9 protein-coding genes are annotated in these 12,009 nt (G+C 70.5%); 7 read left to right on the forward strand and 2 right to left on the reverse strand.

Annotated features, from left to right (window positions below):
* Positions 1–167: 167 nt before the first annotated feature.
* Genes ACH47Z_RS33435 through ACH47Z_RS33455 form a run of 5 tightly spaced genes read left to right on the forward strand, consistent with a single transcriptional unit; the run spans position 168 to position 6,965 of the window.
* A complete protein-coding gene (locus tag ACH47Z_RS33435; RefSeq protein WP_399080475.1) occupies positions 168–2,120 on the forward strand; it encodes a glycoside hydrolase family 127 protein in 1,953 nt (650 codons plus the stop codon).
* Positions 2,121–2,153: 33 nt separating this feature from the next.
* Entirely contained in the window at positions 2,154–3,398 is a 1,245-nt protein-coding gene (locus tag ACH47Z_RS33440; protein WP_399080477.1) for an extracellular solute-binding protein, read from the forward strand.
* Positions 3,399–3,407: 9 nt separating this feature from the next.
* Positions 3,408–4,379: a carbohydrate ABC transporter permease gene (locus ACH47Z_RS33445; RefSeq protein WP_399080479.1), complete on the forward strand. Its 972-nt coding sequence runs from the start codon at positions 3,408–3,410 to the stop codon at positions 4,377–4,379.
* Between the two features lie 44 nt (positions 4,380–4,423).
* Positions 4,424–5,185 (forward strand): carbohydrate ABC transporter permease, encoded by a 762-nt coding sequence (locus ACH47Z_RS33450; protein ID WP_399080632.1) that lies wholly within the window; start codon positions 4,424–4,426, stop codon positions 5,183–5,185.
* A 40-nt stretch (positions 5,186–5,225) separates the two neighbouring features.
* Complete coding sequence (locus tag ACH47Z_RS33455; RefSeq protein ID WP_399080480.1) at positions 5,226–6,965, forward strand: RICIN domain-containing protein; 1,740 nt, start codon at positions 5,226–5,228, stop codon at positions 6,963–6,965.
* 99 nt (positions 6,966–7,064) lie between these two features.
* Here ACH47Z_RS33455 and ACH47Z_RS33460 read toward each other — a convergent pair whose 3' ends face one another.
* Both ACH47Z_RS33460 and ACH47Z_RS33465 read right to left on the reverse strand, forming a co-directional pair.
* Positions 7,065–8,171: an NAD(P)-dependent alcohol dehydrogenase gene (locus ACH47Z_RS33460; RefSeq protein ID WP_399080482.1), complete on the reverse strand. Its 1,107-nt coding sequence runs from the start codon at positions 8,169–8,171 to the stop codon at positions 7,065–7,067.
* 25 nt (positions 8,172–8,196) lie between these two features.
* The gene (locus ACH47Z_RS33465) at positions 8,197–9,654 is read right to left on the reverse strand and encodes an aldehyde dehydrogenase family protein (protein ID WP_399080484.1); all 1,458 of its coding nucleotides are present in this window, start codon (positions 9,652–9,654) and stop codon (positions 8,197–8,199) included.
* A gap of 220 nt (positions 9,655–9,874) precedes the next feature.
* Between ACH47Z_RS33465 and ACH47Z_RS33470 the strand changes: the two genes are divergently transcribed.
* Entirely contained in the window at positions 9,875–11,080 is a 1,206-nt protein-coding gene (locus ACH47Z_RS33470; protein ID WP_399080486.1) for an NAD(P)/FAD-dependent oxidoreductase, read from the forward strand.
* Complete coding sequence (locus ACH47Z_RS33475) at positions 11,077–11,997, forward strand: RNA polymerase sigma-70 factor (RefSeq protein WP_399080488.1); 921 nt, start codon at positions 11,077–11,079, stop codon at positions 11,995–11,997. The genes ACH47Z_RS33470 and ACH47Z_RS33475 overlap by 4 nt, the downstream gene beginning before the upstream one ends.
* Positions 11,998–12,009: the final 12 nt, after the last annotated feature.

Below are 12,009 nucleotides of genomic sequence, written 5' to 3' on the forward strand. Positions count from 1 at the left end.
ACCGTCCATCGTGGCAGGCACGGCAGGCCCGTGCCAGTCCCTGAGCACATCGGAAAAACTCGTGCGACACCTCTTGACCGGAGGGTGCCGCTGCCCTCTACTTCTCGCTCAGGAAAACGGTTGCTCAGCTTTCCCGGTCCGGACCCCCCGCTTCCCCTCGGAGAACCATGCCCCGCACACGCTCCGTCCCATCCTCCCCCGCCGGTGCCGCAGGTCCGGTCCGACCCGGTCCGGCCGCTCGTGCCGCGCTGCGTCCCGCCGCCGTCGGCATCGACGCGGGCTTCTGGCACGCCCGGCGCGAGGTCAACGCCCGCACCTCCATCCCGCAGGGCCCCGAGCTGCTGGAGTCCGCGGGCAACCTGCACAACCTGCGGCTCGCGGCGGGCACCGCCGAGGGCGAGTTCCAGGGAGCGTTCCCCTTCGTCGACACGGACGTCTACAAGTGGCTGGAGGCCGCGGCCTGGCAGCTCGCGCAGGAGGCCGACGAGGACCTGGAGGCAAACGTCGACCGCATCGCCGCACTCGTCGCCGCCGCCCAGCAGCCTGACGGATACCTCAACACGTGGTTCCAACTGGTCAAGGGCGGCGAGCGCTACCAGGACCTGCGCTGGGGGCACGAGCTGTACTGTGCGGGGCACCTCATCCAGGCCGCCGTAGCCCACCACCGTGCGACCGGCCGCACCGAACTCCTGGACGTCGCCGTACGGTTCGCCGAGCACATCGACTCCGTGTTCGGCCCGCCCGGCAGCGGCAAGCCGCTCGACGGCATCGACGGCCACCCCGAGATCGAGACCGCTCTGGCCGAGCTCTACCGGGAGACCGGCGAACGCCGCTACCTCGATCTGGCCGCCTACTTCGTGGACCGCCACGGCCACGGCCTGCTCGGGGGTGAGGCGTACTGCCAGGACCGCGTCCCGCTCCGGGAGGCGACGAACGTCGAGGGGCACGCCGTACGCCAGTTGTATCTGCTGGCCGCCGCCGCGGACCTCGCCACCGAGACCGGGGACGGCGAACTGCGTGCCGTGGCCGAGCGGTTGTGGCAGGCCATGGCCGCCACCAAGACCCACCTCACCGGCGGGCTCGGCGCCCACCACGACAAGGAGGACTTCGGCGACCCGTACGAACTGCCCAACGAGCGCGCCTACTGCGAGACCTGCGCCGCCATCGCCTCCGTCCAGTGGAGCTGGCGCATGGCCCTGCTCACCGGCGAGGCCCGCTACAGCGACCTGATCGAACGCACCCTGTACAACGGCTTCCTGGCCGGAGTGTCGCTGGACGGCGAGCGCTGGCTGTACGTCAACCCGCTCCAGGTCCGCGACGGCCACACCGACCCCGGTGGCGACCAGTCGGCCCGCCGCACCCGCTGGTTCCGCTGCGCGTGCTGCCCGCCCAACGTGATGCGCCTGCTGGCCTCCCTGGAGCACTACCTGGCCAGCACCGACGACAACGGTCTCCAGATCCACCAGTACGTCACCGGCCGCTACTCCGGTGACGGCATCACCGTCCGCTGCGCGACCGAGTACCCCTGGAACGGCACCATCGCCCTCACCGTCGAGGAGACGCCGGACGACCGCCCCTGGACGCTGTCCCTGCGCGTCCCGCAGTGGTGCCGTGATGTGCGCGTGCGGTGCGGCGAGGAGGCGTACGACGGTCCGGTGACCGATGGCTGGCTGCGGCTGGAGCGGACCTGGGCCGCCGGGGACCGCGTGGTCCTGGAGCTCGCGCTGGAGCCCCGCCTCACCGCGGCCGACCCCCGGGTGGACTCCGTACGCGGCTGCGTGGCCATCGAACGCGGCCCGCTCGTGTACTGCCTGGAGCAGGCCGACCACCCCGGTGGCGGCCTGGACGACGTCGTCGTCGACCCCACGCGCCCCCTCGCCGTGAAGCACCGCCCGGACCTGCTCGACGGCGTCACCACGGTCGTGGCCGCGGGCCGTCGGCGCCGGATCCCCGACGCGGGCTGGTGGCCGTACACCCCGTACCACCCGCAGGGCTCGTCACCCGCAGACCCGGCACAGGGTTCGCCCGAGGACGAGCCGCTCGAGTTGACCGCCATCCCCTACTACGCCTGGGCCAACCGCGAAGACGGCAGCATGCGCGTCTGGCTGCCCACCTCCTGACTCCCTCGCCCTACGAACATCGAGGTCAGCCCCGTGATACCCACCCGCCGCACATTCCTCGCCGCGCTCACCGCCGTCGGCGCGCTCGCCTCCCTGACCGCCTGCGGTGGCGGCTCCGGCTCCTCGGGCGCCGGCAGCGCGTCCTCGGGGACGTACACCTTCTGGGACCCGTATCCGCAGTTCGACGCCGCCTCCCCGTGGGGCAGGCTCGTCGCCGACTGCGGGACGAAGGCCGGGGTGAAGGTCAAGCGCACCGCGTACGACACCACCGACCTCGGAAACAAGGCGCTGCTGGCCGCCCAGCAGGGCAACGCGCCGGATGTGATGCTGGTCGACAACCCGGTCGTCTCGACGCTGGTGGAGGCGGGGATCCTCAACAAGACCAGCGACCTCGGCCTGGACACGACATCGATCCAGAAGAACATCATCGGCGCCGGCACCATCGACGGCTCCGCGTACGGCGTGCCCATCGGCGCCAACACGCTCGCCCTCTACTACAACAAGAAGGTCCTGTCCGCCGCGGGCGTCGACCCGGCCTCGATCAAGGACTGGAGCTCCCTCACAGCCGCGCTGAAGAAGGTCAAGGCTGCCGGGAAGAAGGGCATCACCTTCTCCGCGATCAACACCGAGGAGGGCAGCTTCCAGTTCCTGCCCTGGTTCTGGGGCGCGGGCGGCGACCTCACCAAGCTGAACTCGGCGCAGGGGGTGGCCGCGCTGTCGCTGTGGAAGCAGTGGGTGGACGCGGGGTACGCGCCCAAGGACGTCCTGCAGAACACCCAGACCACCAGCTGGCAGGAGTTCGCCACCGGCACCTACGCGTTCGGCGAGAACGGCACCTGGCAGCTGGGCAACGCGGACAAGGCCGGCTTCGACTACGGGATCCTCAACATCCCGGCGCAGAACGGCGGTTCGGCGCCCGTGCCGACCGGCGGCGAGTTCGTCACCGTCCCGGTGCAGAAGGACACCGCGCGCTACGACGTCACCAAGAAGATCGTCGGGTGTCTGACCAGTGACGCCAGTCTGCTGCCGACGGACACCACGCTGATGTACGTGGCGCCGACGGCGTCGGTGCAGGCCGCGCAGGTGAAGCAGAACCCGAAGCTGAAGCCGTGGGTGGACGCGGTGGCCGCGGCGCGTGGCCGTACCAGCGGCGGGCTGGGCACCAAGTACCCGACGATCTCCCAGCCGATGTGGACCGCCGTCCAGTCGGCGCTCTCCGGCGGCAAGAGCCCGCAGGCGGCCCTGGACACCGCCCAGGCGAGCGCGGGGAAGAGCTGAGGCCGGCCCATGACCCTCGCCCGTGTCGACCGGCCGCGCCGGCGGACACCGGCGGTGGCGGAGGTGAGCGGGGCCGGCCGGCCGGCGGCGCAGCGCAGGCTGCGGCGCCGGAGCAGGCTCACCGCGCTCGCCTTCGTCGCCCCGCTGATCGCCTACCTCGCCGCCTTCTACCTCTATCCCCTCTACCGCAACCTCGACCTGAGCCTGCGCGACTACACCGTCCGCTCCTTCGTGGCCGGCGACGCGCCCTTCTCCGGCTGGGACAACTTCCAGAAGGTCCTGGACGACCCGACGTTCGCCCCGGCGCTGCGTCACACGATGGTCTTCACCTTCGTGTCCATCGCCTTCCAGTACGTCATCGGCCTCGCCCTCGCGGTCTTCTTCAACCGGCACTTCCGGCTCTCGGCGGTGCTGCGGGCCCTGTTCCTCATCCCGTGGCTGCTGCCGCTGATCGTGTCGGCGTCCACCTGGTCGTGGATGTTCAACAGCGAGTCCGGCGTGGTGAACTACTTCCTGCACTTCTTCGGGGTCGATCCGGTGGGCTGGCTCACCTCGCCGGACTGGGCGCTGCCCTCGGTGATCATCGCCAACATCTGGATCGGCATCCCGTTCAACCTGGTCATCCTCTACAGCGGGCTGCAGAACATCCCCGCCGAGCTGTACGAGGCGGCGGCCCTGGACGGGGCGAGCGCCTGGCAGGTGTTCCGCCGGATCACCTTCCCGCTGCTGCGGCCGGTGTCGGCGATCACCCTGCTGCTCGGTCTCGTCTACACCCTCAAGGTGTTCGACCTGATCTGGATCATGACCAAGGGCGGTCCCGGCGACTCCTCCTCCACCCTGGCCACCTGGTCGTACCAGCTCGGCTTCGGCACGCTGCTGCCCAAGTTCGGCCCGGGCGCCGCCGTCGGCAACCTCCTCATCCTCATCGCCCTCGTCTTCGGCCTGCTGTACATCCGCGTCCAGAGGAGGCAGGAAGCGTGAAGTCCCGGCGCTACACCCTCATCGGCCTCCTGCTGACCGGGCTGATGCTGTTCCCGGTGTACTGGATGCTCAACGTGTCCCTCACCCCGCAGCAGGACATGCGCAAGAGCCCGCCCGACCTGTTCCCGCTGCACCCGACCTTCGAGGGCTACCGCTCGGTCCTGGACGACCAGTTGCCCTACCTCGGCACCAGCCTGCTCATCGGCCTCGGCACAGTGGCGCTGACGCTGGTACTGGCCGCACCGGCCGGCTACTCCCTGGCCAAACTGCGCCCACGCGGCGGCGGCGCGCTCGGCCTGACCCTGCTGATCGCCCAGATGGTCCCCGGCATCGTCATGGCGATGGGCTTCTACGGCATCTTCCTCGACCTCGGGCTGCTGAACTCCTGGTGGGGTCTGATCATCGCCGACTCCACCATCGCCGTGCCCTTCGGTGTCATGATCTTCACGGCGTTCATGTCGGGCATCCCCGGCGAACTGATCGCCGCCTCGCGCATCGACGGCGCGGGCACCTTCCGCACCTTCTGGTCGATCGTGCTGCCGGTGAGCCGCAACGCGCTCGTCACCGTCTCGCTCTTCAGCTTCCTGTGGGCCTGGTCCGACTTCGTCTTCGCCAACACCCTCGACGGCGGCGGCGATCTGAGGCCGATCACCCTCGGCATCTACAAGTACATCGGCAACAACAACCAGGAGTGGAACGCGATCATGGCCACCGCCGTCGTCGCCTCCGTCCCCGCGGCAGTCCTGCTGGTCCTCGCACAGCGCTACGTGGCCGCGGGCGTCACCGCGGGCGCGGTCAAGGACTGAGCCGCCTCCCCCATCCCCTCCGTTGAGGAGAACCTCCACCATGAGCCGCACAAGACCCCTCACCTCGGCCTTGGCCGTCTGTGCCCTGGCCGCCACCGCCGCCCTCGCCACCGGAGCCCCGGCCCGGGCGACCCCCACCTCCGCCACCACCCTGGTGGTGAACGCGGGCCAGACGCTCCGCCCGGTCACCCACGTCGCCACCGGCAGCCTCTACGGCCTCGCCGACAACAGCACACCCGCCGACAGCCTGGTCACCCCGCTCAGGCCCAACACCTTCGTGCAGATGGCTCCGGGCGGCTCCCAACTCCCCAACGGCGAGCCCAAGCCGGCCGGTGACGCGCTCGTGGTCGCACCGAAGGCGGCCCGCGCCGGCGCCAAGGTCGTCGTACGGATGCCGGACTGGTACCCCAATTTCCCGTACAAGTGGGTGAGCTGGAGCGACTGGCTGTCCGCGGTCGACAAGCAGGTCGCCTCCGTACAGTCCTCGGGCGCCGGCAACATCGCCGCCTACGAGCTGTGGAACGAACCCGACTGGACCTGGGACACCACCACCGCGGGTGCCTTCGACGCCGGTTGGACGCGCACGTACAAGGAGGTGCGGGCGAAGGACGGCAGCACCCCGATCCAGGGCCCGAGTCACTCGGCCTGGAACCAGTCGTGGATGTCTCAGTTCCTCACCGACGCCAAGGCGAACGGCACCGTCCCCGACATCATCAGCTGGCACGAGCTGCAGGGCAGCTCCGGCATCGCCGCGCACGTGGCCGCGTACCGCTCGCTGGAGTCGAGCCTCGGCATCAGCCCGCGCCCGATCGCCATCGAGGAGTACGGCACCACCAGCGAGGTCGGCGTGCCCGGACCGCTCGTCGGCTACATGGCCAAGTTCGAGCGGGCCGGTGTGCACGACGCCGAGCTCGCCTTCTGGAACCACTACGGCACCCTCGGCGACACCCTCACCGACACCGGCGGCTCGCCGAACGGCTCGTACTGGATGTACAAGTGGTACGGCGACATGTCGGGCTCCATGCTGGTCACCACGCCCCCGGCACAGACGGGGATCGACGGTATCGCCTCCCTCAACGGCTCGGGCAACCAGATCAGCGTCATCGCGGGCGGCTGCACCGGCTCCTGCGCGGTGACCGTCAACGGCCTGTCCTCGCTGTCGGCCTTCGGCGGCACCGTCCATGTGAAGCTGGAGTACACACCCAACACCGGCCGTACGACCGCCTCCCCCGGGCCGATCACCATCTCCGACGCCGACTACACCGTCTCCGGTGGCTCGATCACCGTACCGGTGACCATGAACGCCTCCGACGGCTACCACCTGGTGATCACCCCCACCGGGACCTCCACCTCGCTGGCCGGGCGCTACCAGATCACCAACAAGAACAGCGCTCTCGCCCTGGACACCCTGAACGGCGGCACCGCCCAGGGCACCTCGGTCGTCCAGGCCACCTCCACGACCGGAACCGACCAGAACTGGAGCCTGGTGGCGGCGGGTTCGGGCCTGTACAAGATCGTCAACCAGAAGAGCGGCCTGCCGCTCGGCATCCAGAACATGAGCACCAGCGACGGCGGCACCGCCCTGATCTGGGGTGACAACGGCACCGCCGACCACCTCTGGCAGGTCATCCCGGCCCGAGACGGCTACTACAAGATCGCCAACTACAACAGCGGCCTCCTGCTGGGCGTGGACCGGATGAGCACGGCCTCCGGCGCCCAGGTCCTCCAGTGGTCCGACAACGGCACCGCCGACCACCTGTGGAAGCTGACCGCGCGCTGAGGACTCCGCGCGCAGTGCCAACTGCATAGACACCTGTGTCCCTGGCCGATGTCGGCGGCCAGGGACACAGGCTGTGCGCCGGCGGGCCTGCGAGCGTGTTCAGAAGGTGAGCACGGGTTTGATCGTCTTGCCCGCGCGCATGTCCCGCGCCGCCTGATCGATGTCCGCGAACGGATAGGTGCTGATCAGGCGGTGCAGCGGCAGCCGTCCCTCCTTGACGAGCTGGACGAGGGCGGGGATGAGGGTCTGGGTCTCGCTGTCTCCCAGGGTGAGACCCACGATCCGCTTCCCCGGCAGCAACCCGTTGACGTCCAGGGCGACTTCGGTGCCGAAGGGCGGGGCGCCGACGACCACCAGGGTGCCGCGGGCGGCGAGCGCGTCGGCGCCCTGGCGCAGCACGGTGACATTGCCCGTGGTCTCGATGACACCGTCGGCTCCCTGCCCGTCGGTCAGCAGGGCGAGTGCGTCGCCGAGGTCGGCTTCGGCCGCGTTGACGGTGTGCGTGGCGCCCAACTCTCCGGCGAGAGCGAGGCGTTCGGTGAACCGGTCGACGGCGATGATCCGCGCGGCGGGGGTGAGGGCGGCGGCCATCACCGCCGACAGGCCCACGGCTCCGGCACCGAGGACGACGAGCGTGCTGCCGGCCCGGCGTTCGAGGACGTTCCATACGGCACCGACCCCGGTCTGCACACCGCAGCCGAGCGGGGCGATGGACGCGAGGGACACCTCGGGATCGACCTTCACCAGGCTGCGCCGGTCCACCAACGCGTGTCCGGCGAAGGAGGACTGGCCGAAGAAGTGCCCGCCGAGCGGGGTGCCGTCGCGGTTGATGGTGCTGGTGCCGTCGGCGCGCCGGCCGCCGATGAGGTTCAGCGGCAGCCAGGTGGCGCAGTACGCGGGGTGTCCGTCGCGGCAGTTGCGGCAGTCGCCGCAGGACGTGAAGGACAGCACGACGTGGTCACCGGGCTCGATGCCGGTCACGTCCGGACCCACGGCCTCGACGACTCCGGCTCCCTCGTGGCCGAGGACGCCGGGCAGCGGGAACGGCAGGGCGCCGCTCGCCACGCCGAGATCGGTGTGGCACAGGCCGGTGGCGGCCATGCGGACGAGGGCCTCACCCGGTCCCGGGCTCTCGAGTTCGACGTCGCAGAGCGTGAAGGGCGCTCCCCCGGATTCGACTACGGCGGCACGCGTGGTGGTGGTCATACGGTGAACTCCTCTGCGCAGGCGCTCAGTCGAGCGAGACGACGACGGACTTGACCTTGGTGTACGCGGCGAGGGCCTCGGGGCCGTACTCGCGGCCGAAACCGGAGTCCTTGACGCCACCGAAGGGAACCGCCGGGTCGAGCATGGCCCAGTCGTTGATCCAGACGATGCCGGCCTGCAGCCGCTCGGCGACACGGTGGGCGCGGGCGAGGTGGGTGGTCTGGATGCCCGAGGCGAGGCCGTACGGCGTGGAGTTGGCGAGTTCCACCGCCTCGTCCTCGGAGTCGAAGGGCTGGACGGTGAGGACGGGGCCGAAGATCTCCTCCTGGACGACCCGGGAGTCGTTGGAGAGGCCGGTGATCACCGTGGGCCGGTAGTAGTAACCGCCGTTCAGGTCCAGCCGCTCGCCGCCGACGACCACCCCGGCACCTTCCTTGCGGGCCAGTTCGACGTACTCCTCGACCTTCTTCAGGTGCTTCAGGCCCGCCATCGGCCCGACGACGGTCCCCGGATCGCGCGGATCGCCGACGGGCACCTGCGCGACCGCCTCGGCGAGGATGCCGACCAGGGTGTCGTGCACCGGGCGGGCGACCAGCAGCCGGGGGCCGGCCATGCAGAACTGGCCGGTGTTGAAGACGAACGCCTTGATGATCGCGCCGACCGCCTTCTCCAGGTCGGCGTCCTCGAAGACGAGGTGCGCCGCGTTGCCGCCGAGTTCCATCATGACGGTCTTGAGCCCTTCGCCCGCCACACTCGCCACGTGCCGGCCGACCGCCGTGGAGCCGGTGAAGGCGATCTTGTCGATGCCGGGGTTGCGCAGCAGGGCCTCGCCCGCGACCGGGCCCGTGCCGGTGACGACGTTGACCACGCCGTCGGGGATGCCGGCCTCCTTCAGGAGACGGGCCATGAAGAGGGCGCTGAGCGGGGTCTCCTCGGCGGGCTTGTGCACGACGGTGTTGCCCGCCGCGAGAGCCGGGGCGAGCTTCGAACCGGCCAGGATCAACGGGAAGTTGAAGGGCGTGATGGCGGCGACGACGCCGAGCGGTTCGCGGCGGGTGTAGGCGAAGGCGGTGAGGGGCGTGTCGCGGGTGGCGCCGTCCTGGCTCTGGGCGAGACAGGCGTAGTACTCGTAGTCGTTGGCCGCGTTGGTCACGTCGACCGCGCTGCACAGGGAGATCGGCTTGCCGACGTCCAGGCTCTCCAGGCCGGCGATCTCCTCGGCGTGCTCGCGGATCAGTTCCGCGACGCGGTGCAGCACGCGACCGCGTTCCCGGCCGCTCATCCGGGGCCAGGGTCCGGAGTCGAAGGCGTCCCTGGCCGCGCGTACGGCGGCGTCGACGTCACCGGCGTCCGCCGCCGCGACGGTCGTGATCACCTGGCCGGTGGACGGGTCGATGACCTCCATACGGGCGCCGTCCGCGGCCTCGCGCCAGTCGCCGCCGATGAACAGCTGCCCGGGGTCGGTGTCGTAGTCGGTCGTCATGGCCCACTCCCCAGCGTTGATCGCTAAACTCTCAACAAACAGGATTCCTGTTGGTCCGCAGTCGCAGTCTGATGACGGACAGGTTTCCTGTCAATGGACGTGTGGCCGGTACACAGACGCGATGCGGACTGTGCTGCGCGTCACATCCGCCCCATGTCACAGCCAGGCCGTCTGCTCCCATCTGGTGGGCGTCAGTGAGCGCGACGAGGAGGGCGTGACGATGAGCGCACAGCGGAAGACCGGCATGACGGGCACGCACCGTGTGGTGATCCTGGGGGCGGGGTACGCGGGCATGGCCGCGGCCGTCCAGCTCGCGGCCCGGGTGAAGGGACGGCCGGGCGTGGAGGTGAGCGTGGTGAACGCGCAGGAGCGCTTCACCGAGCGGATGCGGCTGCACATGACGGCGACCGGGCAGCGGCTGGCCGAACTGAACATTCCGGAGTTGCTGGATGGCACCGGGGCGCGGTTCGTGCGGGGCTGGGTGACGGCGGTGGACGCGGAGGCGCGGACCGTGCGGATCGACGACGACCGCCTACTGCCCTACGACACTCTGGTGTACGGGCTGGGCGGAGTCGCCGACACGCCGGCGGTACCGGGAGCCGAGGAGCACGCCTTCACCCTGAGCGGCGCACAGGACGCCGAGCTGCTGGCCGGCCGGCTGGCGCGCCTCGACAGCGGCACCGTGGTCGTCGTCGGCAGCGGGCTGACCGGCATCGAGTCGGCCGCGGAAATCGCTGAGCAGCGCCCGGAGTTGAACGTCGTGCTGCTCGGCCGGACCGAGCCGGGTGCCACCATGAACCCCAAGGCCAGGGCGTACCTGCACACCGCGCTCGACCGACTGGGGGTCCAGGTGCGCTCCGGGGTCGAGGTGGTGAAGGTGCTGCCCGACACGGTCGAGCTGGCGGGCGGGGAGAGCATCGCCGCCGACGCGGTCCTGTGGACGAGCGGTACGCGGGTGTCGCCACTGGCGGCCGCCGCGGGGCTGTCCGTCGACGAGCGCGGACGCATCGTCACCGACGCCACGCTGCGGTCGGTGTCCCACCCCGAGGTGTACGCGATCGGCGACGCGGCCGCGATCCGCCAGGGCTACGGCGTCATGCACGGCACCTGCCAGGGCGGCATGCCGACCGGCGTGCACGCCGCGCTGTCGATCGACCGGACGCTCAGGGGCAGGCAGCCCAAGCCGTTCCGCTTCGGCTACTACCACACGCCCGTCAGCCTGGGCCGCGGTGACGCCGTGGTGCAGTTCACCCGGCCCGACGACAGCCCCCGCACCATCTGCCTGACCGGCGGCATGGCGGTCAGGTACAAGGAGACGGTGACCGCCTCTCCCTGGCCGACGTACGGCCGTATGAAGAAGATGCCCGCCTCGGGCGCGTTCTGGCCCCGCGGGGGCCGCTTCACCCGGGTCCGGAGGGCCAAGTGACCGACCTGTCCACCCATCCCGACCAGCAGATCTTCCATGAGCACCGACGGCTGCTGTTCTCCGTGGCCTACCGCCTCCTCGGCACCGCGGCCGACGCCGAGGACGCGGTCCAGGACGCCTGGATCAAGTGGTCCGCCGCGGACCGCTCGCAGGTGGCCGACCCCAAGGCGTACCTGACGCGCATCGTGTCGAACCTCGCCCTGGAACGGCTGCGGTCGACCCGGCACAAGAGGGAGACCTATGTGGGGCCGTGGCTGCCCGAGCCCATCCTCACGGGCGGGGACGCCTCCGAGGTCGTCGCGGACGCCGAGTCGGTGTCGATGGCCATGCTGGTGGTGCTGGAGACGCTCAGCCCGCTGGAGCGTGCGGTGTTCGTGCTGAAGGAGGTCTTCGACTTCAGCCACGCCGAGATCGCCGAGGCGGTGGAGCGTTCCGAAGCCGCGGTGCGGCAGGCCGCGCACCGGGCCCGCGAGCACGTGCGGGCCCGCCGGCCGCGTTTCACCGCCGACCGGACGCGGCAGCGCGAGGCCACCGAGCGGTTCCGCGCCGCCGCGACCGGCGGGGACGTCAACGCCCTGCTGGAACTGCTCTCCCCCGACGTCACCCTGTGGACCGACGGCGGCGGCAAGGTCCGCCAGGCCCTGCGTCCCGTGGTGGGCGCGACCACGGTGGCGGCCTGGTTCGCGGCCATCGGCACCGTGACCTACCAGGGCGTCGAGCCCGCCGACATGAAGGCCGAACTCGTGGAGATCAACGGCGGGCCGGGCATGGTGTTCCGCGGCCCGGGACGTGTGATCGCCACGGTCACCTTCGACTTCGACGCCGACGGCCGTATCACCGCCCTCCACAACGTGGCCAACCCGGACAAACTCCGGGCGGTCGCCGGCGGCACGACGTACGACATCGGCACACGGTGAACGACGATCACC

It is taken from the genome of Streptomyces sp. NPDC020192 (assembly GCF_044388685.1).
Lineage (GTDB): Bacteria > Actinomycetota > Actinomycetes > Streptomycetales > Streptomycetaceae > Streptomyces.